The following is a 23,974-nucleotide window of genomic DNA, read 5'->3' as shown; positions in this document are numbered from 1 at the left end:
CGGGAATATATCGCTAAATCGCCGAATCTGCATATATTGCGGCCCGCCGGCGCGGCGGCGATTCCCCTGTTCGATCAAGGCCGGAGCACGGTTTTATAAACTTTCCTCGCGGCCGTGAACAGAATCGTTTTTCGCGTCTCCGGCAAAAATTGCCGGAAGACGCGTCGGCTTGGTTCTGCCGATCAATCGACGGTCTTGGCCGCGGGCGCGGGCGCTGCGCTGCGCTCGTTCGCTCCCGCCGATGCCGCCGTCTCGTTCGAGAAGCCGCCGTTCTTGTCGACCGGCAGCGTCACCGTGCGTACCGTGCCGTTGCCGAGCGGGAAGTCCGAAAGTGCGCTGCGCACGAGATACGGCATCGCCTGATAGAGCGATGGATCGCCCGTCGAATTGACCGCCGTCACCTTGTAGGTCTCGCGCCCGGTTTTCCGGTCGTTCATGCGGATCTGCAATGCGTGGACGTAGACCGGATAGCTCTGGTCGACGTATCCCGTCGGGCCCCACGGACCGTACGGACCCCAGCCGCCCCACGGTCCGCCCCAGTAAGGACCGGCGCCCCACGGACCGTACATCGGCCACGGATCGTAGTAGACCGGCTGGCGCACGGTCACCGTGTCGCCGCGAATCGAATAGGCAATCGCGATCTGATAGTTGGCGCTTGCCTCCGGCACCTGGCGGAAGTTGTACTTCGCAAGCTCGTTGGCGACGAGCGTCTCGTAGGTCGTCTGCTCGATGCTGTTCTGCTGCTCGGCCTTGCGCGCGAATGCGTAAGTGCGCGTGGTGTCGCTGCCGCTCCAGTCGGAGAACGCGGTGACCTGCGTCTGCACGTAGGTCGTGCAGCCGGCAAGCCATATCGCGGTGAGTGCGAGCGCCCATCTGACGAGCGCGTGGATCGGGAAAGTCATGGTCATCCTCACTTCGTTGAGCACCCTTCTCGGTTATAGACGGCTCCGCCATGCCGCGCGCGGCGGCGTCCTTGTTTTGTGGGTTCCACGACGCGGGGCGCCGCCCGATTCACGATCGCCGGACGGCTTGTACAATGGTTCGACCAGGCGCGCACGCGTTGGTGCGCGCGAAGCGCCAGACGTGGAACGCCGGCGCCGTTCAATCCAAACATGAAGATCTTGCCATGTCTACCACGACCGCATCCGCTGTGATTCGCCGCCAGGACTACACGCCGCCCGCTTTTCTGATCGACTCCGTCGCGCTCGAGTTCGATCTCGTGCCATCGCGCACGGTCGTGAAGAACACGATGAAGCTGCGCCGCAATCCGGACGCCCAAGGCGATGCATCGCGCCTCGAACTGATGGGCGAACAGCTCGAATTCGTGAGCGCGACGATCGACGGCGTCGCGCACGCGGATGTCCGCGTTCACGAAAACGGCTTGTCGATCGGCGGTATTCCTGCGGATCAGTTCGAGCTTAGCATCGAGAGCATCTGCAATCCGGCGGAGAACACGACGCTCTCCGGACTTTATGTCTCCAGCGGCAACTTCTTCACGCAATGCGAAGCGGAAGGCTTCCGGCGCATCACCTATTTCCTCGACCGTCCCGACGTAATGGCCACCTACGTCGTCACGCTGCGCGCCGACAAGGCCGCGTGCCCGGTGCTGCTGTCCAACGGCAATCTGATCGAGGAAGGCGATCTGCCCGATGGCCGCCACTTCGCCAAATGGGAAGACCCGTTCAAGAAGCCGAGCTATCTGTTCGCGCTCGTCGCGGGCAAGCTCGTGTGCATCGAGGAGCGCATCGAATCGGGTTCGGGAAAGGAGAAGCTGCTGCAGGTCTGGGTCGAACCGCACGATCTCGACAAGACCCGTCACGCGATGGATTCGCTCATCAATTCGATCCGCTGGGACGAAAAACGCTTCGGCCTGGAACTCGATCTGGACCGCTTCATGATCGTCGCGGTGAGCGACTTCAACATGGGCGCGATGGAGAACAAGGGCCTCAACATCTTCAACACGAAGTATGTGCTCGCGAATCCGGAAACCGCGACGGACACCGACTTTTCCAACATCGAGGCCGTGGTCGGCCACGAGTACTTCCATAACTGGACGGGCAACCGCGTGACCTGCCGCGACTGGTTCCAGTTGAGCCTGAAGGAAGGTCTGACCGTGTTCCGCGATCAGGAATTTTCCGCCGACATGGCCGCTGGCGATGTCGAAGGCGCGGCCAGTGCCGCCGCCCGCGCGACGAAGCGCATCGAGGACGTGCGCGTGCTGCGTCAGATGCAGTTCGCCGAGGACGCCGGCCCGATGGCGCATCCGGTGCGCCCGGAAAGCTACGTCGAGATCAACAATTTCTACACGATGACCGTCTACGAGAAAGGCTCGGAAGTCGTGCGGATGTATCAGACGCTGTTCGGCCGCGACGGCTTCCGGCGCGGCATGGACCTCTACTTCCAGCGTTTCGACGGCCAGGCCGTGACCTGCGACGATTTCCGCCAGGCGCTCGCCGATGCGAACCATCGCGATCTCGCGCAGTTCGAGCGCTGGTACAGCCAGGCGGGCACGCCGCGCGTGTCGGTGCGCGCGCATTACGATGCCGCGAAGAGACACTACACGCTGACTCTCACGCAGGGTTACGGCGAAGCGTCGGAAGCGGCGCGCGAAACGCAGAAGGGACCGCTCCTGATTCCGTTCTCCGTCGGCCTGATCGGACAGAACGGAATGGATCTGCCGCTTCGTCTCGAAGGCGAAAAGGAGCCGAACGGCACGACGCGCGTGCTCGAATTCACCGAGCGCGAGCAGTCGTTCACGTTCGTCGACGTGAACGAGGCGCCCTTGCCTTCGCTGCTGCGCAATTTCTCGGCGCCGGTGATCGTCGAATACGACTACACGAACGATGCACTCGCGTTCCTGCTCGCGCACGACAGCGATCCGTTCAACCGCTGGGAAGCCGGCCAGCGCCTCGCCACGCGCGAGTTGCTGGCGCTCGCGGAGCGCGCGGCGAAGGGCGAAACGCTCGCCATCGACGATCAGGTGATCGCCGCGTTCGCCCGCGTGCTCGACGACGTCACGCTCACGCCCGCCTTCCGCGAACTCGCGCTGATGCTGCCGTCGGAGAGCTATCTCGCCGAGCAGATGACCGTGTCCGATCCGGCTGCCGTGCATGCGGCGCGCGTTTTCATGAGCCGCCGTCTCGCATCGCAATTGCGCGACAAGTGGCTCGCGACTTACGAGGCGAACCGCACGCCGGGCGAATATCGCCCGACGCCGGAAGACGCAGGCAAGCGCGGCCTGAAGAATCTCGCGCTCGCGTATCTCAGCCAGCTCGACGATCCGCGCGACGCGGTCAGGCTCGCGCAGGCCCAATACGACGCCGCCGACAACATGACCGACCGCTCGGCGGCGCTCGCCGCGCTTCTGCTCGCGAGCGCGACCAAGGGCGCCGATGCGACCGTCGCGGACGCGGCGCTCGCGGACTTCTATCGCCGTTTCGAGAACGAAGCCCTCGTCATCGACAAGTGGTTCGCGCTCCAGGCGACGCAGCGCGGCGGGCCGGATCGCAAGGTGATCGAGATCGTGCGCAAGCTGATGCAGCATCAGGCGTTCAACATCAAGAACCCGAACCGCGCGCGCTCGCTGATCTTCAGCTTCTGCAGCGGCAACCCCGCGCAGTTCCACGCCGCCGACGGCTCCGGTTACGCGTTCTGGGCCGAACAGGTGATCGCGCTCGACGCGCTCAATCCGCAAGTCGCGGCGCGTCTCGCGCGCGGGCTCGAACTGTGGCGCCGCTTCACGCCGCAGTTGCGCGAGAAGATGCACGCGGCCTTGAGCGAGGTGGCGTCGAAGGTGAAATCGCGCGACGTGCGCGAGGTGGTCGAGAAAGCGCTCGCAGCTTGAGCACTGTTTCGACGGACGTTTTTGGTGTCTAGCGGCCGCCGCGCGACGATCTCGCGCGGCGGCCGTTCTCGCTTATGGCGGATGCCGGCGGTCGTTGTCACATGGAGCAGCCGGGTCGAGCGGTTAGAATCGTGAATATTCGTCTAACGCTCACGGAGCTTAAGCATGTCCTCCATTTCAAGCCGCACCACGCTCTCGAAATACCTGATCGAACAGCAGCGTGAACATCAGAACCTGCCGGCCGACCTGCGTCTCTTGATCGAAGTCGTCGCGCGCGCCTGCAAGCAGATCAGCTATCACGTGAGCAAGGGCGCGCTCGGCGAAGCGCTCGGTTCCGCCGGCAGCGAGAACGTTCAGGGCGAAGTGCAGAAAAAGCTCGACGTGCTCTCGAACGAAATCCTGCTCGAAGCCAACGAATGGGGCGGCAACTTGGCCGCGATGGCATCGGAGGAAATGGAAAAGATTTTCCCGATTCCGAATCGCTATCCGAAAGGCAATTATCTGCTGACGTTCGACCCGCTCGACGGCTCGTCGAACATCGACGTGAACGTGTCGATCGGCACGATCTTTTCGGTGCTGCGCTGCCCGGACGGCGCAGAGCCGAGCGAAGCGGCGTTCATGCAGCCGGGATCGCAGCAGGTCGCGGCCGGCTATGCCGTGTACGGCCCGCAAACCGTGCTCGTGCTGACGACGGGCCACGGCGTGAACTGCTTTACGCTCGATCGCGAACTCGGTTCGTGGGTGCTCACGCAGCGCGACATGAAGATTCCCGTCGAGACGCGTGAATACGCGATCAACGCGTCGAACAGCCGTCACTGGTACGAGCCGGTGCAGCGCTATATCGGCGAGCTGAACGACGGAAAGGACGGCCCGCGCAAGGAAGACTTCAACATGCGCTGGATCGCATCGATGGTCGCGGACGTGCATCGCATCCTGAATCGCGGCGGCATCTTCATGTATCCGGCCGACAAGCGCGATCCGTCGAAGCCTGGCAAGCTGCGTCTGATGTACGAGGCGAATCCGATGTCGTTCATCGTCGAACAGGCGGGCGGCGCGGCGACCAACGGCGAAGCGCGCATTCTCGATATCGTTCCGACGAGCCTGCATCAGCGCGTGGCGGTGTTCCTCGGCTCGAAGAGCGAGGTCGATCGCGTGACCCGCTATCATCTGGAAAAGAAAAATTGATCTAAGGTATTGCCAAAGGCAAAAAGGGTCTGCATAATCTCACTTCTTCGTTGCTGACGAACAAAACGAAAGCGAAACGAGGAAAGATTCGGAGCCGGAATAGCTCAGACGGTAGAGCAGCGCATTCGTAATGCGAAGGTCGGGGGTTCGATTCCTCTTTCCGGCACCATCAAGATTCAAGCAGTACAAAAGAAACCCGCGATCACGCAAGTGCCGCGGGTTTTTTGTTTTGCTCGCCGATCACGCCACGCAGATCCTCGCTCGAAAACTTCTTCGCGCTTTTCGCAACGTTCGGCGCCGCCGTACACAATTGCGACTTCAAACAAAAAGCAGCGTCAAGGATTTCACGATCGCCACCGCGAAGCGCCTGTTTATTCCCATATGTGCGCTTTCGTACAACAACGAGCTATTTTCCGCTCCGCACCATCAAGCGTCAACGCAGGTTTCCCGGTATCGTTATATCCATAGAGGAAAAGCTACAGTTTGAGCACGCGAGCGCGGCACTCCGTGCAGCGCCAAGCCTGGCGCGGCTCGTCGGGCGTCGTCCGAGAGCGGAAAACACGTACTTTTTGCAGCGAGGGATCAAAAATTGGCAATCGATTACCGATGTCATTCCAATCCGACACGAACGATCATGCGTTGAACAGTCAGGTGCGCCATTTCGCGCTCAAGCCGAAGCGGTGAATATCCGATAACGCATTCATAGAGGAAACCGTAACTGGTAATCGGTCGCATGCGGCGGCGCAAAACCGCATCGGCCAGTTTTAACGAAATTGTTGTAGTCATCGAGGAGAGAAATCATGGACGCGAAACCGACGAAAATCCCGACGCCCGACAAGGTGCACTGTCCGGATCCGGAGCCGGTCGCCGTCGAGTTTCTCGCGACGGAGCTGCCCGAGCACGTGCGCGCGTTCTTCGACGAACAGCGCAACCTTGCGCAGTCGAAATAGGCGGACACGCTGGATCACGCCGTCGTCGTGAGAACGACGCCTGCTGCGCGCGGCGCACCCGGACCGTCAGGTCCGCGCATGGCTTACGCCAGGATGCGTCGCGTCTCCTGTCCATAACCGCGAAAGGCGCGTCGTGCGATACGGCTCGCCTTGTCGAATCTCGTCGCGTCAGTTGGCTGCTGTCGTTCCGATGTGCGAGCGGTGCGCTATTCTGGCGCTTTTGCCCGGATACCGATGCGCCGCCGATCGAAGTCTTTCCTCTCCGCTTTCGCCGCCCTCGCCTGCGCATGCGCGCTCGCTGCGCCCGCGCCTGTCCATGCCGACGGCGACGATACGCCGTTCACCAATCTCATCGCCCTCGCTTCGCAAAGGCTCGCGCTCGCCGAGCCGGTCGCGCGCTGGAAATGGGCTCATCACGAGCCGATCACCGACGCGCCGCGCGAAGAGGCGTTGCTCAAGCACGTCGAGGAAAAGGCTGGCGCGGCGCAGGTCGATCCCGCATTTGCGCGGCAGTTTTTCCGCGATCAGATCGAGGCGAGCAAGGACGTGCAGAACGCGCTCTTCGCCAACTGGCGCGCGCTGAAGGCCGCGCCGGAAGAGACGCCGCCCGATCTCGCGAAAGACACGCGCCCCAAACTCGATCGGCTGACGCAGTCGATGGTGTCCGCGCTCGCGCATGTCGAACCGATTCGGCATGCCGAAGACTGCCCGGTGCGTCTCGCCGATAGTGTCGCGCGATGGAAGCATCTGACGCGCTACAACTCGTCGATGAACGCGCCGCTCATGCGCGCGCTGTCGCACGTCTGCGCATCGGGCGGCGTGGGCGCGGTCGGATGATCGTGCGTCAGATAGCAGGCGCGAGCGCTATCGGGGCAAGCGGCGTCACGGCGAGGCCGCGCGCAAGACGCTCGCTTAAAATGCGATAGGTCGACAGTTCGAACGCAGGCGCTTCGGCATTCGCACGCAGCGCACCGGCTTGCGACAGCGCGCTCGCGGTGCCGAGATAGCACCAGTTCTCGATCACATGCCACGCGCGCTGCCCCGATGCCTCATCGCGTTCTTCGATCGCGATGGCGCCGGCGTAAGGCCACGGCGCGCCGCGCATATCGCCGGAACGCAGCTTCGCCGCGCGATTGTGCGCGGGACGCGCGTTCGCGATCCACTGCGCTTCGGCAAGCAACGCGCCAATTTCGCCGCCCGTCGCCTTCCATTCGAGACGGCGCACGAGCGCGGCGAGTCGCAAATCCTTCGCTGAACGCCGCGGCCCGACCAGATGCGCGCGCACGCGCTGACGAAGACGCACGCTTCGACCCGCGTAAAGCGGCGTATCGTCATCGCCATAGAACATGTAGACGCCGCAGCCTGCCGCGATCTGCTCGATCGTGTCCTCGTCGATGTGCGCGGCGAGCTGGAACCGGCGCGTCACGCGTTCGAGATGCGCGCGCATGACATCGGGCGCGTGCGCGCGATGCAGATGCTGCCAGAACTGCCAGAGCAGATCGGCATCGGCCAGTGCGCGGTGGCGCGCGGCGGGCACGAGCGCATGACGCAGGACGAGCGCATCGAGACCATGACGGCTTTCGGCCGGATAAACCGCGCGCGAAAGTTGGACCGTGCACAGCACGTCGGGCGCGAAGCGCAGGCCGATGCGTTTGAATTCGCCCTTCAGAAAGCCGTGATCGAAGTGCGCGTTGTGGGCGATGAAAAGCCGGCCCTTCATGCGCTCGAGCAAATCCGATGCGAGTTGTTCGAAGGTCGGCGCGTCGCGCACCATCGCGTCGGTGATTCCGGTCAGTTGCTGGACGAACGCGGGAATCGACTTTTGCGGATTGACGAGCGACGTCCACTGCGAAACGCCCGACGGCCCCACTTCCACGATGCCGATCTCGGTGATGCGGTCCACGCCGAACGTGGCGCCGGTCGTCTCCAGATCAACGAAAACGATGGGCTCGGAAGGAAAGGCGAAGCTTGCGGTGGTGTTGGGATGCATCGTGAACGGCTAAAGGCGCCGCGATGAGCGCTGGGATAGAGCGTACGCTGGATTGCCCATTCTAACGCAGCCGGGGGTTGGGACTGCATTCGGCGTATATCCGGGCTTTTCGCGTAGGGCGTGATGCAGCGGTCGCTGAATTAATATTGACACAATGGCGGATAACCCGTAATTGGATTCCCCGATTATCAAAAGCGATTCAGGCTTCGATGAGGAACCGGGCGTTGACAAGGCGCGCGGGCCGCTGCGGCACACACCACAGGCGGCGCGGGCCTTGGCTTGCAGGCGACGCTATCGATCGGAAACGCGAAAACCATTACTGTGTTTATTCACATCGCTTGGCGACTAATAAGCGAGTATGGGCAAAAATCGTTTCAAACAATGGCCTCATGATAATCGCGCTGCGTTTCATCGTCAGTATTATTTAGATTGAGGTACGCCGACCGATTAATTCAAACGCACTCAATCGCCTTGCCTAAATCTCTGCCCTTGCGCATCTAGAAACTTTGTCGTGTCCTGACTGTAATCGCGGACATCAAGGATGCAGCTGCTCATTCGTTTCGGGCAGAATGCCGAGCTCGCCCCGTAGCGGATGGTCCACTCGGCGGAGAAGCCCGTCCACGCGGCGCTTGCGGGCAAAAAAAAGCGCGACCGGGAAGTCGCGCTGACAAAGTTTGGAGATCTTTTTCCGTCAACGAAAAAGTCTGCTTCGGAAAGCAGAAATGACAGTATAGCGATGCGGTCTGCATTAATTACCTGCAAAAATCGCAAACTTCTGTTTCTGATATCTCAACAATCCTTAACCAAGAAATTTTTTGTGATTTTCCATGCGATTCATGTCGCGCATGCGCAACGGCGCTTGGTTGACACCTTCGCGCTTACGACTTTATTCGTCGATAAGCCATTGTATATAAAGAAGAATATGCGTTAATTCGATCATTGCCGCATCAACAATGGTTTATTGTGGAAATTGGAACGCCACGCTTTGTAACGCCGTCTTTACACTTCGTCTGGTCCGGAAACACGTGTGTCGCGCAGCCGATGCCCTGCTCCTCCGCCCGCGCCTCTCGCAGCGCGACGGAGCGAGGTTTCCCTCAAAGCCTGGGTCCCGGCCCAATCTGCTCTCGGAGTTACAAAGATGAAAAAGACTCTCATGGTCGCCGCCCTGACGGGCGTTTTTGCCACCGCCGCCCACGCACAAAGCAGCGTCACGCTGTACGGCCTGATCGATGCCGGCCTCACGTACACGAACAACAACCGGAACGCCGCCGGCGAAGGCCACAGCAACTGGAAAGCGACGAGCGGCTCCGTGAACGGTAGCCGTTGGGGCCTGCGTGGTTCGGAAGACCTCGGTGGCGGCCTGAAGGCGATCTTCACGTTGGAGAACGGCTTCAACATCATGAACGGCACGAACAGCCAGGGCGGTCGCGAGTTCGGCCGTCAGGCGTACGTCGGTCTGTCGAGCAACCAGTTCGGCTCGGTGACCCTCGGCCGTCAATATGACTCCGTGGTCGACTTCCTCGGGCCTCTCGCTCTGACGGGCACGCAATACGGCGGCACGCAGTTCGCCCACCCGTTCGACAACGACAACCTCGACAACACCTTCCGTGTCGACAACTCGGTCAAGTACACGAGCGCGAACTACGCGGGTTTCAAGGCCGGCGCGATGTATGGCTTCTCGAACCAGGCTGGCGGTTTCTCGAACAACCGCGCATACAGCGCAGGCCTGTCGTATAACTACGGCCCGTTGAATGTCGCCGGTGCGTACTTCCAGGCGAATAACGGCGGCCAGGCTGCCGGCGCCCTGACGACCGACCAGACGCCGTTCGCGGCTGGCCGTCAGCGCATCTTCGGCGGTGGTCTGAGCTACGCGTTCGGCCCGGCGACGGTCGGCTTCGTGTTCACGCAAACGATGCTCGACAACGCTACCGCGCTGACGAACGTCGGCTCGCAAGGTCTCGGCAACATCGCACTGGGCGGCGGCAGCATCCGCTTCACGAACTACGAAGTGAACGGCCGCTACAACCTGACGCCGGCTCTGTCGATCGCGGGTAACTATACGTACACGGATAGCCGCATCGAAGGCGAAAAGCCGAAGTTCCACCAGTTCAACCTGCAAACGGCATACGCGCTGTCGAAGCGTACCGACGTGTACCTGCAGGGCGAATACCAGCACGTGACGGACACGGAAGGCCTGCCGATCGGCGCGACGATCAACGGCGTGGGCATTGCGTCGTCGAACAACCAGGTTTCGGCAACGGTTGGCGTGCGTCACCGCTTCTAAGTCTCACACTAAGCAACACGCCAAGCATCACAGGCAGTTCTACTGCGCGAGAAGCCGCTCCCCGGAGCGGCTTTTTTTCGTCCCGCGCTTCGTTCAGCGCGGATACCTCACGTCGAGGATATCGATCTGCTGCACGCCCGCGGGTGTGTAGAGCGCGACCGTGTCGCCGATTTTCGCTTTCAGGAGTGCCCGCGCGACCGGCGAAATCCAGCTCACATAGCCGCGCTCGAGATCCACTTCATCGACGCCGACGATCGTCACCGTCTTCACGTCGCCGTCGTCGCCCGCATAATCCACGGTCGCGCCGAAGAAAACCTGATCGACGTTTTCCTGCTTGGTGCTGTCCACCACTTCCGCGAGGTCGAGGCGCTTGCCCAGAAAGCGGATACGCCGGTCGATCTCGCGCAGCCGCCGCTTGCCGTAGATGTAGTCGCCATTCTCCGATCGATCGCCGTTGGACGCGGCCCAGGAGACGAGCCTGACCACTTCCGGGCGTTCGGTATCCAGAAGCTGCAACAGCTCGTCACGCAGCCGCTGATGGCCTTGCGGCGTGATGTAGTTCTTCGTTCCGGCCGGGACATCGGGGTGGCCGAGTTCGAGGTCGTCGTCGGTGTCGTCCGACTCTTTGACAAATGCCTTGTTCATGATGCGGGTCGCTGCCGAATGATGTCGATTTCTGTGAGGTACCTGCTTTCGAAACATCAAGTTACCATGTCCAGCGCACGCTTCGTCGACGGATCATCGACAGAAAACACGATAAATCGCCCGGAAGCCCTTCCTTTTCGGAACAGGCTTGGCTATAATTCCGCTTCTGCGTGCGGCTGTAGCTCAGTTGGATAGAGTACTTGGCTACGAACCAAGGGGTCGTGGGTTCGAATCCTGCCAGCCGCGCCACTTTTTCCGGTGTTTTCAAATGAAGGCACCATGCGCTAACCACAGCGCATTGAAGTAACATGAAGCAGTACCGTTTTGCGTGCGGCTGTAGCTCAGTTGGATAGAGTACTTGGCTACGAACCAAGGGGTCGTGGGTTCGAATCCTGCCAGCCGCGCCACTTTTTCCGGTGTTTTCAAATGAAGGCACCATGCGCTAACCACAGCGCATTGAAGTAACATGAAGCAGTACCGTTTTGCGTGCGGCTGTAGCTCAGTTGGATAGAGTACTTGGCTACGAACCAAGGGGTCGTGGGTTCGAATCCTGCCAGCCGCGCCATCTTTAGAAGGGCCTTCCGTTCGGAAGGCCCTTTTTGTTTTCGGCGTACGTATGCGCGCTTTTGGCTACTGACGCGGTGTCGAGCCGATATCGCCAATGTGCTTGTCCGGCGAAGGCACGTCCTCCACCGACACCACCGCGCTCGACTCCCCAATCGCCTCCGCGCGCGCGCCGAGAAGCGTCTGCGAGCGGCGTGGAAATTCGTCGTCGACGGTATCGCCGAATGCATGCCGCACGAACGCGCGCAGCAACGCGATACGCAGCGACGCGCCGCGCCCTTCCACCGGCGCGCCGTCCTTGCCGAACGTCACGGTGCAAACGACCTCGCCGCGCCCGTGATCGTGCATTTCGAGCTTGCAGGCGCGTTCCAGAACGACGGCAGCCGCGTCCCACGACGTCGACGGCAGAAAGCGTCCGTCCCACGGTTTGCCGCGGTCGTTGCCGCGAATGGAGAGCGTCTCTCCGCTATCGGTGAAATGAATCTCTCGGATGAATTCGTGCAGCCCGCGCGCGACCCAATAGTCGAGCGTGGCGTCTTCGAGATCGGATGTGTTCATTGCGGCGCTTTCTCCTGTTCGTCGGACGACGACAGGCATGCACGCCGCATTCCCGCGCCGCCTCAGTAGTCGGCGCGCTCGCGGTCGATGCGCATGCCGCCGTCCTGATTGCGGTGATGCGGTTCGTCACTCGGACGTTCGCGCGCGATACGCATCACGTCGTGGTTGGTACGCACGCGGCGCATGACGTTCGCCAGATGCACGCGGTCGCTCACTTGAATCACGAAGCGCAAGAGCTTCGCTTCCTGCGACACGTCTTCGTCCATCGCAATATGCACGATGTTCGCGTCTGCCGACGTGATATCCGCCGCGACGCGCGCGAACACGCCCTTTGTGTTCTTGACGAGCACCTTCACGGCAACATCGAACAGACGCCCCGGCTGCGGCGCCCACGCGACGTCGATCCAGCGGCCCGGATCGCGCCGATGAATACGCTGCGCGACACGACATTCGGTCGTGTGAATCGCCATGCCGAGCCCGATGCCGATATAACCCATGATGTCGTCGCCGGGAATCGGGCGGCAGCACGGCGACAACTGCACCGACATGCCCTCCGTACCGGTGATGACCACGGGCGGCGCCGTATTCGTGTTGTGATGCTCGCGATGCGGATGGTCTTCGTCGTCGGCGATGCCGTTCATCAGCACCTCGATGCGCTTCGCCATGACCGCCGCCACGCGCCGGCCAAGACCGATATCGGCGAAGATTTCCTGGCGCGTCTTATTGCCCGTCCACTGCACGAGCCTTTCCCACACTTCCGGCGTGACGTCCGAGAGCGCGAGCCCGTAACCCTTGAGACTCTGATCGACGAGCCGTTCGCCCAGCTGCACGGACTCGTTCAGGCGCATCGTCTTCAGATAGTGACGGATGGCCGAACGCGCCTTGCCGGTACGCACGAAACCGAGCCACGCGGGATTCGGCTTCGAATACGGCGCGGTGATCACTTCGACGATATCGCCGCTCTTCAGCTCCGTGCGCAGCGGCAGGAGTTCGTTGTTGATCTTGACCGCGACGCACTGGTTGCCGAGGTCGCTGTGGATCGAATACGCAAAGTCGAGCGCAGTTGCGCCGCGCGGCAGCGGCATGATCTTCGACTTCGGCGTGAATACGTAGACTGCGTCGGGAAACAGGTCGATCTTGACGTGTTCGAGGAATTCGCTCGAATCGCCCGCTTCGCTCTGAATGTCGAGCAGCGACTTGAGCCATTGATGCGCGCGCTTCTGCACGTCGTTGAGATCCGCGCCGCCGTTCTTGTACAGCCAATGCGCCGCGACGCCCGCTTCCGCGATCTCGTGCATCTTGCGCGTGCGGATCTGGAATTCGATCGGCGCGCCGAACGGGCCGACGAGCGTCGTATGCAAGGACTGATAGCCGTTCACCTTCGGAATGGCGATGTAGTCCTTGAACTTGCCCGGCACGGGTTTGTAAAGCGCATGCAGCGCGCCGATGCACGTATAGCATTCGAGCGCGCTCTCCACGACCACGCGAAAACCGTAGACATCGAGCACCTGCGAGAACGACAACTGCTTGTCGCGCATCTTCTTGTAGATGCTGTAGATCGTCTTCTCGCGGCCGGTGACTTCCGCGTTGATCTTCGCATCGGCGATCGTGCGCTGTACCGCTTCGAGAATCTTGCCGACCACTTCGCGCCGGTTGCCGCGCGCCGCCTTCACCGCTTTTTCGAGCGTCGCGTAACGGTTCGGATTGAAGTTCGCGAACGACAGATCCTGCAACTCGCGATACGTATTGTTCAGACCCAGCCGATGCGCGATCGGCGCGTAGATGTCCAGCGTCTCGCGTGCGACGCGCCGGCGCTTTTCCGGCGGCACCGCACCCAGCGTTCGCATGTTGTGCAGCCGGTCGGCGAGCTTGACGAGAATGACGCGCACGTCGCGCGCCATCGCGAGCAGCATCTTGCGGAAGTTTTCCGCCTGCGCTTCCTCGCGATTGCGGAATTCCATCTTGTCCAGCTTCGACAAGCCGTCGACCAGTTCCGCGACCTTCGCGCCGAAGCGCTCGGCGATTTCGGTCTTGGTCACGCCCTGATCTTCGATCACGTCATGCAGCAGCGCGGCCATGATCGATTGCGCGTCGAGCTTCCAGCCCGCGCAGATTTCCGCGACTGCGACCGGATGCGTGATGTACGGCTCGCCGCTCTGGCGATACTGCCCGAGATGCGCTTCGTCGCTGAAGTGGAAAGCCGCCTTGACTTCCTTGATCTCTTCCGGGGTGATGTAGCTCGCAAGCGCGTTCGTCAGTTTCGCGATGGAAACGACATCGTGCTTGCGTGGCTGCTCCGGCGTGGCGGTCGGCCCGAACAGATGGCGGAAGGACTGTTCGAGAACCGCGTCGATATATTTGCGCGCCGCGTGCGGCTTTTCGGCATCGAGCACGGAATCGGCGTCGATTTCGATATCGGGATCCACGGCGGAGGAGATGGGCAACGGTGTCTGACTCATCTTCCCCTCCGTGGTGACGTGACGCGCTGAGTGATCGGTTGCAAAAAATGAAACCGTGTGGACCGCAGCCCTTAGACGGGCACCTTCTTCAACATCTCGACACCAACCTGGCCCGCGGCGATTTCGCGCAGCGCGACGACGGTCGGCTTGTCGCGGCTTTCGATCTTCGGCGTGTGGCCCTGCGCGAGCTGGCGTGCGCGATACGTTGCCGCAAGCGCGAGCTCGAAGCGATTCGGGATTTGTTTCAGACAGTCTTCGACAGTGATGCGGGCCATGTTTGTTTCCTTCGGAATATGGGTTTTATTCTACCTTATGTGACCGATGGACCCGGCCACTGCAGTACGTCACGATTGCGGCGTGGAGTGGATGCCGAGGTCCACGAAAAGCTGCGTGTTGCGCGCGTATTGCGACGTGAAGCGCAGACGCGTCGCGGCCACGAGACAGCGCAGTTCGGTGAGCGCGCGATCGAAGTTCTCGTTGATGACGACATACTCCGCTTCCGATGCATGCGCCATCTCGCTGCCGGCCGCGAGCAGGCGCCGCACGATCACTTTCTCGGAATCCTGGCCGCGTTTCTTGAGGCGGTCTTCGAGCGCGTCCAGCGACGGCGGCAGGATGAAAATCTCCACCGCATTGCGGAACTGCTTCTTCACCTGCTGCGCGCCCTGCCAGTCGATTTCGAGCAGCACGTCATGGCCCTGCCTCATCTGCTCGGCGATCCACAGCTTCGACGTCGCGTAGTAGTTGCCATGCACTTCGGCGGATTCGAGGAACTCGCCCTTCTCGCGCCGCTCCATGAATTCATCGACGGAGACGAAGTGATACTGCACGCCGTTGGTTTCCTTCGAGCGCGCCTCGCGCGTCGTGTACGAAACCGACAGCAGAATGTCCGGATCTTCCGCGAGCAGCGCATTCACGAGCGTCGACTTGCCCGCGCCCGAGGGCGCGACGACCATGAACAGATTGCCCGGATAGATGCCCGTGTAATGGCTGTGCGAGCGGTGCGTGGTATTCGGCATGATGTTGCGTTACTCCAGATTCTGTACTTGCTCGCGCATCTGCTCGATGAGCAGTTTCAGCGTCATCGATGCGTCGGCGAGTTCCTTCGCGGCCGCCTTCGAGCCGAGCGTGTTCGCTTCGCGGTTCAGTTCCTGCATCATGAAGTCGAGACGCTTGCCGACCTTGCCGCCCTTTTGCAGCACGTGCCGCGTTTCGTTCAGATGCGCGGTGAGGCGCTGCAATTCTTCCGCGATGTCGATGCGGATGCCGTACATCGTCACTTCCTGACGGATGCGCTCGGCAATTTCCTCGCGCGGCACGCTCGTCGCGACCGTCGCGCCGCTGTCGTTGGTCGCGATGCCGAGCGCGTCCTGCAAACGCTCGACGATCTTCTGCTGATGCTTGGCGATGAGTTCGGGCACGAGCGGCGTGATGCGCGCGACGATCGCTTCCATCTCCGTCACGTTGTCGACGAGCACGCGACCGAGCGCCGCGCCTTCGCGCGCGCGCACTTCGATGAGATCGGCGATCGCCTGTTTGCCGCACGCGAGCACGGCTTCGCGCAGCGTTTCCTGCGACACCGAACTCTCCGCGAGCACGCCGGGCCAGCGCAGGATTTCGCCGGTGCGCATGCGTTCGGAATCGGGAAAGACATCGAGCACGGCGCGCTCGAGCGTGGCGAGCTGCGTGAGCGCGTCGCGATTGAGCGCGCCCGCGTTCGCCGTCTGCTCGACGCGATTCAGATTGATGCGGATATCCACCTTGCCGCGCGACAGCTTGTTCATCAGCATTTCGCGCAACTGCGGCTCGGTCGCGCGCACGTCTTCGGGCATGCGGAAATTCAGATCGAGAAAACGCGAATTCACCGTGCGCAATTCCACCGATACACCGACGCCCGAACCGCCCGCGCCATTGGGTCCCGCGCCATCCGCGACGACTTCGCGCGTCGCGCTGGCATAGCCTGTCATGCTGTAGATCATGGTACGTCTCGCGATTGAGAGCCTTCGTTGCGAAGACCCGTTCGATACGAAACGCCCGGCGCTGTCGAAAGTGCCTGTGAAGTGGCTTGCGTTGGGCCGCCGGGCGAGGAATCCGCATTATCCCATTTTTGCCGCGAGGCCCGCCCGGACGGCTGTGCACGAACGACGCCGCTTGGTGAATGACGATAAAATCGGCGGGTTCCGCCGGGTTTTCCCGTCCAATTCTCTCGAACACTATCCATGACCGACTCTCCCCTGCTCAAGTCTTCCCCTCCGCGCCCGAGCGGCCGCCGCGCGAATCAGTTGCGCGACGTGCGCATCACGCGGCATTACACGAAGCACGCGGAAGGCTCGGTGCTCGTCGAATTCGGCGATACGAAAGTGATCTGCACGGCGAGCATCGCCGAGCGCGTGCCCGAGTTCCTGCGCGGACGCGAGCAAGGCTGGCTCACGGCGGAATACGGCATGCTGCCGCGCGCGACGCACACGCGCAGCGACCGCGAAGCCGCGCGCGGCAAGCAGACAGGCCGCACGCAGGAAATTCAGCGGCTGATCGGCCGCGCGCTGCGCTCGGTGTTCGATCTGAACGCGCTCGGCGCGCGCACGCTGCACATCGATTGCGACGTCATTCAGGCCGATGGCGGCACGCGCACGGCGAGCATCACGGGCGCGTTCGTCGCCGCGCACGATGCGGTCGGCAAGCTGCTGGCGTCGGGCAAGATCGCGAAGTCGCCGGTGAAGGACTTCGTCGCGGCAATTTCGGTCGGTATTTTCGAAGGCGCGCCGGTGCTCGATCTCGACTACGACGAAGACTCGCAGTGCGACACCGACATGAACGTCGTGATGACGGGCGCGGGCGGTTTCGTCGAGGTGCAGGGCACGGCGGAAGGCGCACCCTTCACGCGCGACGAGATGAACGAACTGATCGCGCTCGCCGACAGCGGCATCAAGGCGCTGATCCTGAAGCAGAAGGAAGCACTGGGGATTCAAGGTGTCTGACGTCAATGGGCTTGGCCGCGTCGTGCTCGCATCGAACAATGCGGGCAAGCTGCGCGAATTCGCGTCGCTGCTGGATGCGGCGGGCATCGAATTGATCGCGCAGGGCGAGCTTGGCGTGCCCGAAGCGCCCGAGCCGCACGCGACCTTCGTCGAAAACGCATTGGCGAAAGCGCGTCATGCAGCAACGCTCACCGGCCTGCCCGCGCTCGCCGACGATTCCGGCCTCTGCGTGCGCGCGCTCGACGGCGCGCCGGGCGTGTATTCGGCGCGCTATGCGTCGATGAACGGCGGCGCCAAAAACGATGCCGCGAACAACGCGAAACTCGTTGCCGATCTCGCCGCGCACGAAGATCGCCGCGCGTACTACTTCTGCGTGCTCGTGCTCGTGCGTCACGCCGGCGACCCCGAGCCGCTCATCGCGGAAGGCCGCTGGCACGGCGAAGTGATCGATGTGCCGCGCGGCGCGAATGGCTTCGGCTACGATCCGCACTTCTTCCTGCCGGCACTCAACGCGACCGCCGCCGAACTCGATCCGGCGCGCAAGAACGCGCTGAGCCATCGCGCGCTCGCGTTGCGCGACTTGCTGCATCGACTGAAGGAACTTGCGTGAGCGCCGGGCCGAAGACCATCAACATCGTGCAGGCATTCACGTCGCCGGGCAGCATCCGGCTGACGTCGCTGCCGCCGCTCTCGCTGTACGTGCATTTCCCGTGGTGCGTGCGCAAGTGTCCGTATTGCGACTTCAACTCGCACGAGTGGAAGGACGACACGTTCCCCGAGGAACGTTATCTCGATGCGCTGCGCGCCGATCTCGAAAGTGCGCTGCCGCTCGTGTGGGGCCGGCAGGTGCATACCATCTTCATCGGCGGCGGCACGCCATCGCTGCTATCGGCGAAAGGGCTGGACCGCCTGCTGTCCGATGCACGCGCGCTGCTGCCCATCGACGCCGACGCCGAAATCACGCTCGAAGCCAACCCCGGCACGTTCGAGGCGGCCAAGTTCGCATCGTTCAGGGCGAGCGGCGTGAATCGATTGTCGATCGGCATTCAGAGTTTCAACGAAGCGCATCTAAAGGCGCTCGGCCGCATTCACGATGCGACGCAGGCGAGAAAAGCCGTCGAAATCGCCGCGAAGCACTTCGACAACTTCAATCTCGATCTGATGTTCGCGCTGCCGCAGCAGTCGCTCGACGAGTGCAGGCACGATATCGAGACCGCCATTTCGTTCGCGCCGCCGCATCTGTCGCTCTATCACCTGACGATGGAGCCGAACACGGTCTTCGCCAAGTATCCGCCCGCGCTTCCCGACGACGACGCCTCCGCCGACATGCAGGACTGGATTCACGAGCGCACGCGCGCGGCCGGCTACGGACGCTATGAAGTGTCGGCGTATGCGAAGCCGCATCGGCAAAGCAGGCACAACCTCAATTACTGGCGCTTCGGCGACTATCTCGGCATCGGAGCGGGCGCGCATACGAAGCTGTCGTTTCCGTCCAGGATTCTGCGTCAGGCGCGCTTCAAGCATCCCGCGAGCTACATGGACCACGCGCTTTCGCCCACCGAAACCGCTATTCAGGAAGAACGCGAAGTCGGACCGCGCGATCTGCCGTTCGAGTTCATGCTGAACACGCTGCGGCTCGTCGAAGGCTTTCCGGTGCATGCGTTCGTCGAGCGCACGGGACTGGCGCTGTCCGCGATCGAGCCCGCGCTCGTCGCAGCGGAGAAGCGCGGGCTCATCACGCGCGACATCGACCGCATTGCGCCGACCGAGCTCGGCCAGCGCTTTCTCAACGATCTGCAGGAGCTGTTCTTGAAGGATCCGCACAATTGAGCGCGCCGACGATGGCGCCGGGCTCGGTGATGCGGCATCGCCCGTTTGCGCTTTTCTGGAGCGCGCGGGTGATGTCGTCGGTGGCGTTCCAGATGATGTCGGTCGCGATCGGATGGCAGGTCTATTCGATCACGCATAGCGCCTATGCGCTCGGCCTCGTCGGACTCGCGCAATTCCTGCCGATGTTCGTGCTGACGCTCGTCGTCGGACACGTCGCGGATCGCTACGACAGGCGCGTGATCGCGTACGTCTGCCAGTCGATCGAAGGCGTCGCCGCGCTCGTGCTGTGTCTGGGCGCGTGGCACGGCTGGCACGATGTCGCTCCGATTTACGCAATCGCCGCGATCACCGGCGCGGCGCGCGCGTTCGAATCGCCGTCGATGGCCGCGCTCCTGCCCAATCTCGTCGCGCGCAATCAGTTGCAGCATGCGAGCGCGTGGTCGACGTCGGCGAACCAGACCGCGCAGATTCTCGGCCCCGCGATGGGCGGCGTGCTTTACGGGCTCGGCGCGCTGACGGTATACGGCGCGGTGGCGGTGGCGTTTCTGGTCGCGGCGTGCGCGGTTGCCGCGATCAGTATCGACGAAGCCGTGCGTATGCGCGCGCCGTTGTCGTTCGAGGCGCTTTTCTCGGGCATCGGTTTCATCCGCAGCAAGCCGGTGATTCTTGGCGCGCTGTCGCTCGATCTATTCGCCGTGCTGCTCGGCGGCGCGACCGCGCTCTTGCCGGTGTACGCGCGCGACATCCTCCATACCGGGCCGTGGGGACTCGGCGTGCTGCGCGCGGCGCCCGCGGTCGGCGCGCTCGCCGGATCGATCTGGCTCGCGCATTTTCCGCTGCGGCAGCGCGCGGGCACGGCGCTTTTCGGCGGCGTGATCGCGTTCGGGATCGCGACTATCGTGTTCGGGCTGTCGCGCGATATCTATGTGTCGCTGGTTGCGCTCGCGGCGCTGGGCGCATCGGATGTGATCAGCGTCGTCGTGCGCATGTCGCTCGTGCAGTTGCAGACGCCCGATGAAATGCGCGGGCGCGTCGGCGCGATCAATTCGCTGTTCATCGGCACGTCGAATCAGCTTGGCGAGTTCGAATCGGGGATGACGGCGGGGCTGTTCGGCGCGGTGCCGGCGGTGCTGATCGGCGGGATCGGCACGATCGCCGTCGCGCTGTTATGGATGCGCCTTTTTCCCGCGCTCAGGGCAACGAAAACGCTCGAAGGCTGAGCATTCCTGCACGCGATGAGTTGCGCTACAATACGCGCCTTGCTGGAGGTGTGGCCGAGTGGTTTAAGGCACCGGTCTTGAAAACCGGCGAAGGAGCGATCCTTCCGTGAGTTCGAATCTCACCGCCTCCGCCAGAACGACATAAAAGCCCCGTAAGTGCGCAAACTTACGGGGCTTTTGCGTTAACCGGCGCAGTCGCACCTTTTGCTTCGAAATCCTCATCGACTTCCACCCGCCGCCCAGAATTTAAGATAAAACGCCTTCCAGATGCGCCCGGACCCGCGTATCGTCCGCGTGCCTCCTTCCCGAGTTCCCCCATTCTCGATCGAAGGAGGGCTTCAATGGGTAAAGGTTGGACTTTGGCCTCGCAGCGAGCGAGGCCTTTTTTTGCCCTCGCGGCCGCGCCCTCGCGCGCGGGGGAAAATCGATATGAACACGGCGGCCGCAACGCCATCTAACCGCCTCATCGATAACAACGCGGAGAATCGCCCATGAAGCCAGGCCGAATCCTGCCCTTCCTCGTCGGCTGCGTCGCCGCTGCGAGCCTGCCGGCGCATGCCCAGCCTCAGCCCAACGCGCAGTGGCGCCCAACTGAAGCTACCCTTTTCGATCTGATTCAAAACGGCTATGGAATCGTCGGCGTGACGAGCGTCGCCGCGCGCAACTCCGGACTTCCCGAAGACACTTACGTGCTTCAGAAAAATAACAGCCTCTATCGATGCGTCGAAACGCGCGCAGCCGAAACCGGCGCGACGCGCTCGTCCGCGCCGATGCACTGCGCCGAACTCGTCAAACCGTACGTCGAATGACGCCGTTCAGTTGTCGTCGGATCTGACCGGCGGCCGAACATGCGGAACGGGTTCGGCACGCGCCGCGTCTGGCTTCACTGCGGCGCGTTTCGATTCGCCCCTCGACGGCGTCGAGGTAGCCGGCTGCTGTTGCCGCGCGGGCGCACCCGACGGCGCAGGTTGATTTCTGCGTGACATGACATTCTCCCGAGACTCGGGGACATCCCCTTCTTACGGTATCACTGTCGCAACTACGCCGCACAGGGGCGCGCGGCTCAACCCACCGGTGCTTCGCCTTCGCCCGATTGCTTGCCGGGCCGGTCATTCGGGCCTTGCTTGCGATTGTCGTCGTCGCGCTCGGGCAGCTTGCTTTTCTCGTTATCGCTATGCTCGGCGGTCTTGCCGTCTTCCGGTCGATTGGTCTCATTGCTCATGGCGCCCTCCTGGTGTCTTTCGTGCTCTCGAATGAAAGCATCGGCAGCAAGCGCCGCGCCCGAACGCGCGCAAGCGCACGTATTTGTCCCGCTTCCGCCGTCGCAGCGACTACCATTAATGTAACGACCTCTGCTTTTCCCCTGCGATGTACGCACCACGTTCTGGCTGGCTCGCCGTCGCGCTCATCGGCGTAATCATGATGAGCGCCTGCACGATCACGCCGCCGCCCGGCGGCGTGGCCGCGCGCACGCCCGCGCCGGCCGTCTCCGCACAGACGCTCGACGAATACAAGGCGCGCATCGCGCAGCGCATCTTCGAGCGCAATCCGTCGCTCGTCCTGAAAGGCACGCCGCAGGCAATGCTGCGCTCGTTCGTACTCGTGTCGTTCACGGTGGATCGCGGCGGGCGGCTCGTCGAATCGTCGGTGTATCGGACAAATGGCGACGACGAAGCCGAAGCCACCGCGCTCGCCTCGCTACGCCGCGCCGCGCCCTTGCCCGCGCCGCCCGCGCGACTCCTCGACGGCCACGGTCAGCTCGAACTCTTCGAAGGCTGGATGTTCAACGACAACGGCCAGTTCCAGTTGCAAACCTCGCATTCGCCTCAGGCGACGACCATCGATTGATTGGCGCTCGGACCGCACGCTCGTTATAATTTTTTGCACCCCGGCCGGACCCGCTTCCGGCGCGGCCTTCGCCTCGCGCACACCCTGCGCGCCGCGCGAAGCGCCTGAGCGCAGCCCACTGCGCCGTGACATCGCCCGCTACTCGCGCGCCGTCGAACTCTGGCTTTCCTGCCAGACGCATCGCAATCCCTACAAAAAGCCGACGCGCGCCGGGCGACGACATCGCCCGCCATTTCGATCGCTCTTGCCCGGCGATGCGCGCGACAATGCTTCGCACCACGGCAACACGACAACGGAGACGACATGTCCTCAACCTCGCTTTCCGCCGCAAAGCCCGGCGACGGATCACAAAGCGCTTCTCGCGTGATTTTCGCGAGCTTCATCGGCACCGCCATCGAGTTCTACGATTTCTATGTCTACGCGACGGCCGCCGCGCTCGTCATCGGACCGGTGTTCTTTCCGCACGACTCGCCCGCCGCGCAGGCGCTCTCGGCGTTCGTCACGTTCGGCATCGCATTCTTCGCCCGGCCGATCGGCTCGTTTCTCTTCGGTCACTTCGGCGATCGCATCGGCCGCAAATCGACGCTCGTCGCCTCGCTGCTCGTGATGGGCGTCTCGACGACGCTCATCGGCCTCGTGCCCGGCTACGATTCGATCGGCAGTCTCGCGCCGATCCTGCTGTGCATCCTGCGCTTTGGGCAAGGCATCGGTCTCGGCGGCGAATGGGGCGGCGCGGCGCTGCTCGCGACCGAATACGCGCCCAAAGGCAAACGCGGTCTCTTTGGCATGTTTCCGCAGCTCGGACCGTCGATCGGCTTTCTCGCATCGAATGGTCTCTTCTTCGGCCTCGCGCTCTCGCTCTCCGACGAGCAGTTCCGCAGCTGGGGCTGGCGCGTGCCGTTTCTCGTGAGCGCGGTGCTCGTCGCGCTCGGCCTCTACGTGCGGCTCAAGATCGCGGAAACGCCCGCGTTCCGCGCCGCCGTCGAGCGCGAGGAGCGCGTGAAGGTGCCCGTCGCGACGCTGCTGTCCAGCCATCTCGTGCCGATGCTGCTCGGCGCGTTCGCGATGGTCGTCTGCTACACGCTCTTCTATATCTCGACGGTGTTCTCGCTGTCCTACGGCGTCGCCAAGCTGCATTTCGCGCGCGAGACGTTCCTCGGCCTCTTGTGCTTCGCCGTGCTGTTCATGGCGATCGCCACGCCGATTTCGGCCATCGCGAGCGATCGCTTCGGACGCAAGCCGGTGCTGATCGCCGGCTGTCTGCTCGCCATTCTTTCCGGCTTCGCGATGGCGCCGCTTCTCGGCAGCGGCGACACGATCCAGGTCGCGCTGTTCCTCACCATCGAACTGTTCCTGATGGGCGTCACGTTCGCCCCGATGGGCGCGCTTCTGCCCGAGCTGTTCCCGACCAACGTGCGCTACACGGGCGCGGGCGTCGCCTACAACTTGGGCGGCATTCTGGGCGCGTCGGTGGCGCCTTACATCGCGCAACTGCTCGCGAATCGCGGCGGTCTGACGTGGGTCGGCGGATATGTGTCGGCGGCGGCGGCGGTCAGCCTGATCGCCGTGCTGTGCATGCGCGAGACGCGCCACATCGCGCTGGAGTGAGACGCGGAAGT

General features: G+C 62.7%; 22 protein-coding genes and 5 tRNA genes. 17 read left to right on the top strand and 10 right to left on the bottom strand.

The window, feature by feature from the left end:
• Nucleotides 1-182 precede the first annotated feature (182 nt).
• Complete coding sequence (locus tag AWB77_RS17055; protein WP_061135616.1) at nucleotides 183-902, bottom strand: DUF4136 domain-containing protein; 720 nt, start codon at nucleotides 900-902, stop codon at nucleotides 183-185.
• Nucleotides 903-1,126: 224 nt separating this feature from the next.
• On the opposite strand from AWB77_RS17055, the gene pepN reads away from it, so the two are divergent.
• The 3 genes from pepN (at nucleotide 1,127) to AWB77_RS17040 (ending at nucleotide 5,198) form a co-directional block, all read left to right on the top strand.
• A complete protein-coding gene (pepN, locus tag AWB77_RS17050; protein WP_061135773.1) occupies nucleotides 1,127-3,844 on the top strand; it encodes an aminopeptidase N in 2,718 nt (905 codons plus the stop codon).
• 165 nt (nucleotides 3,845-4,009) lie between these two features.
• Nucleotides 4,010-5,029, top strand: coding sequence for a class 1 fructose-bisphosphatase (locus AWB77_RS17045; protein WP_061135615.1), 1,020 nt, complete (start codon nucleotides 4,010-4,012; stop codon nucleotides 5,027-5,029).
• A 93-nt stretch (nucleotides 5,030-5,122) separates the two neighbouring features.
• Nucleotides 5,123-5,198, top strand: a tRNA-Thr gene (locus tag AWB77_RS17040).
• A gap of 440 nt (nucleotides 5,199-5,638) precedes the next feature.
• On the opposite strand, the gene AWB77_RS35835 is transcribed toward AWB77_RS17040, so the two are convergent.
• Nucleotides 5,639-5,815, bottom strand: a complete 177-nt coding sequence (locus AWB77_RS35835) for a hypothetical protein (protein ID WP_157694825.1) — start codon at nucleotides 5,813-5,815, stop codon at nucleotides 5,639-5,641.
• 14 nt (nucleotides 5,816-5,829) lie between these two features.
• Between AWB77_RS35835 and AWB77_RS36385 the strand changes: the two genes are divergently transcribed.
• Entirely contained in the window at nucleotides 5,830-5,979 is a 150-nt protein-coding gene (locus AWB77_RS36385) for a hypothetical protein (RefSeq protein WP_167354149.1), read from the top strand.
• Nucleotides 5,980-6,213: 234 nt separating this feature from the next.
• A complete protein-coding gene (locus AWB77_RS17035; protein ID WP_061135614.1) occupies nucleotides 6,214-6,816 on the top strand; it encodes a chorismate mutase in 603 nt (200 codons plus the stop codon).
• A gap of 7 nt (nucleotides 6,817-6,823) precedes the next feature.
• Here the strand turns inward: AWB77_RS17035 and AWB77_RS17030 are convergent, their stop codons facing one another.
• Entirely contained in the window at nucleotides 6,824-7,969 is a 1,146-nt protein-coding gene (locus AWB77_RS17030) for an exonuclease domain-containing protein (protein WP_061135613.1), read from the bottom strand.
• A 1,138-nt stretch (nucleotides 7,970-9,107) separates the two neighbouring features.
• Here AWB77_RS17030 and AWB77_RS17020 point away from each other — a divergent pair.
• Entirely contained in the window at nucleotides 9,108-10,253 is a 1,146-nt protein-coding gene (locus AWB77_RS17020; protein ID WP_061135611.1) for a porin, read from the top strand.
• A gap of 93 nt (nucleotides 10,254-10,346) precedes the next feature.
• Here the strand turns inward: AWB77_RS17020 and greB are convergent, their stop codons facing one another.
• The gene (gene greB, locus AWB77_RS17015; protein ID WP_061135610.1) at nucleotides 10,347-10,898 is read right to left on the bottom strand and encodes a transcription elongation factor GreB; all 552 of its coding nucleotides are present in this window, start codon (nucleotides 10,896-10,898) and stop codon (nucleotides 10,347-10,349) included.
• 172 nt (nucleotides 10,899-11,070) lie between these two features.
• Here greB and AWB77_RS17010 point away from each other — a divergent pair.
• The 3 genes from AWB77_RS17010 (at nucleotide 11,071) to AWB77_RS17000 (ending at nucleotide 11,463) form a co-directional block, all read left to right on the top strand.
• Nucleotides 11,071-11,147 (top strand) — tRNA-Arg (locus tag AWB77_RS17010).
• Nucleotides 11,148-11,228: 81 nt separating this feature from the next.
• Nucleotides 11,229-11,305 (top strand) — tRNA-Arg (locus AWB77_RS17005).
• 81 nt (nucleotides 11,306-11,386) lie between these two features.
• Nucleotides 11,387-11,463: transfer RNA gene (locus AWB77_RS17000), tRNA-Arg, on the top strand.
• A 65-nt stretch (nucleotides 11,464-11,528) separates the two neighbouring features.
• On the opposite strand, the gene AWB77_RS16995 is transcribed toward AWB77_RS17000, so the two are convergent.
• The 5 genes from AWB77_RS16995 to AWB77_RS16975 form a co-directional block, all read right to left on the bottom strand.
• Nucleotides 11,529-12,020 carry a phage protein NinX family protein gene (locus AWB77_RS16995; RefSeq protein ID WP_061135609.1) on the bottom strand — a complete coding sequence of 164 codons (492 nt, stop codon included), beginning with the start codon at nucleotides 12,018-12,020 and terminating at the stop codon, nucleotides 11,529-11,531.
• Nucleotides 12,021-12,082: 62 nt separating this feature from the next.
• Nucleotides 12,083-14,479, bottom strand: coding sequence for a RelA/SpoT family protein (locus AWB77_RS16990; RefSeq protein WP_061135608.1), 2,397 nt, complete (start codon nucleotides 14,477-14,479; stop codon nucleotides 12,083-12,085).
• Between the two features lie 71 nt (nucleotides 14,480-14,550).
• Complete coding sequence (gene rpoZ, locus AWB77_RS16985) at nucleotides 14,551-14,754, bottom strand: DNA-directed RNA polymerase subunit omega (protein ID WP_006025620.1); 204 nt, start codon at nucleotides 14,752-14,754, stop codon at nucleotides 14,551-14,553.
• A 69-nt stretch (nucleotides 14,755-14,823) separates the two neighbouring features.
• Nucleotides 14,824-15,498: a guanylate kinase gene (gene gmk / locus AWB77_RS16980; RefSeq protein ID WP_061135607.1), complete on the bottom strand. Its 675-nt coding sequence runs from the start codon at nucleotides 15,496-15,498 to the stop codon at nucleotides 14,824-14,826.
• A gap of 9 nt (nucleotides 15,499-15,507) precedes the next feature.
• Nucleotides 15,508-16,458, bottom strand: a complete 951-nt coding sequence (locus AWB77_RS16975) for a YicC/YloC family endoribonuclease (RefSeq protein WP_061135606.1) — start codon at nucleotides 16,456-16,458, stop codon at nucleotides 15,508-15,510.
• A gap of 240 nt (nucleotides 16,459-16,698) precedes the next feature.
• On the opposite strand from AWB77_RS16975, the gene rph reads away from it, so the two are divergent.
• The 6 genes from rph (at nucleotide 16,699) to AWB77_RS16945 (ending at nucleotide 21,316) form a co-directional block, all read left to right on the top strand.
• The gene (gene rph / locus AWB77_RS16970; protein ID WP_061135605.1) at nucleotides 16,699-17,457 is read left to right on the top strand and encodes a ribonuclease PH; all 759 of its coding nucleotides are present in this window, start codon (nucleotides 16,699-16,701) and stop codon (nucleotides 17,455-17,457) included.
• Nucleotides 17,450-18,067: an RdgB/HAM1 family non-canonical purine NTP pyrophosphatase gene (gene rdgB / locus AWB77_RS16965; protein ID WP_061135604.1), complete on the top strand. Its 618-nt coding sequence runs from the start codon at nucleotides 17,450-17,452 to the stop codon at nucleotides 18,065-18,067. Before rph ends, rdgB begins: the two co-directional genes overlap by 8 nt.
• Nucleotides 18,064-19,287 carry a radical SAM family heme chaperone HemW gene (gene hemW / locus AWB77_RS16960; RefSeq protein ID WP_061135603.1) on the top strand — a complete coding sequence of 408 codons (1,224 nt, stop codon included), beginning with the start codon at nucleotides 18,064-18,066 and terminating at the stop codon, nucleotides 19,285-19,287. Before rdgB ends, hemW begins: the two co-directional genes overlap by 4 nt.
• Nucleotides 19,288-19,298: 11 nt before the next feature.
• The gene (locus AWB77_RS16955; RefSeq protein ID WP_208601530.1) at nucleotides 19,299-20,507 is read left to right on the top strand and encodes an MFS transporter; all 1,209 of its coding nucleotides are present in this window, start codon (nucleotides 19,299-19,301) and stop codon (nucleotides 20,505-20,507) included.
• 44 nt (nucleotides 20,508-20,551) lie between these two features.
• Nucleotides 20,552-20,641 (top strand) — tRNA-Ser (locus AWB77_RS16950).
• A gap of 357 nt (nucleotides 20,642-20,998) precedes the next feature.
• Entirely contained in the window at nucleotides 20,999-21,316 is a 318-nt protein-coding gene (locus tag AWB77_RS16945; protein WP_061135601.1) for a hypothetical protein, read from the top strand.
• 254 nt (nucleotides 21,317-21,570) lie between these two features.
• On the opposite strand, the gene AWB77_RS36380 is transcribed toward AWB77_RS16945, so the two are convergent.
• Entirely contained in the window at nucleotides 21,571-21,729 is a 159-nt protein-coding gene (locus tag AWB77_RS36380) for a hypothetical protein (RefSeq protein WP_167354148.1), read from the bottom strand.
• 146 nt (nucleotides 21,730-21,875) lie between these two features.
• On the opposite strand from AWB77_RS36380, the gene AWB77_RS16940 reads away from it, so the two are divergent.
• Both AWB77_RS16940 and AWB77_RS16935 read left to right on the top strand, forming a co-directional pair.
• Complete coding sequence (locus AWB77_RS16940) at nucleotides 21,876-22,355, top strand: TonB family protein (RefSeq protein ID WP_061135600.1); 480 nt, start codon at nucleotides 21,876-21,878, stop codon at nucleotides 22,353-22,355.
• Nucleotides 22,356-22,658: 303 nt separating this feature from the next.
• Nucleotides 22,659-23,963, top strand: a complete 1,305-nt coding sequence (locus AWB77_RS16935; protein WP_061135599.1) for an MFS transporter — start codon at nucleotides 22,659-22,661, stop codon at nucleotides 23,961-23,963.
• Nucleotides 23,964-23,974: the final 11 nt, after the last annotated feature.

The sequence above is a fragment of the Caballeronia fortuita genome, from assembly GCF_001544835.2.
GTDB lineage: Bacteria > Pseudomonadota > Gammaproteobacteria > Burkholderiales > Burkholderiaceae > Caballeronia > Caballeronia fortuita.
This window is presented reverse-complemented; position numbering and strand designations above follow the sequence as displayed.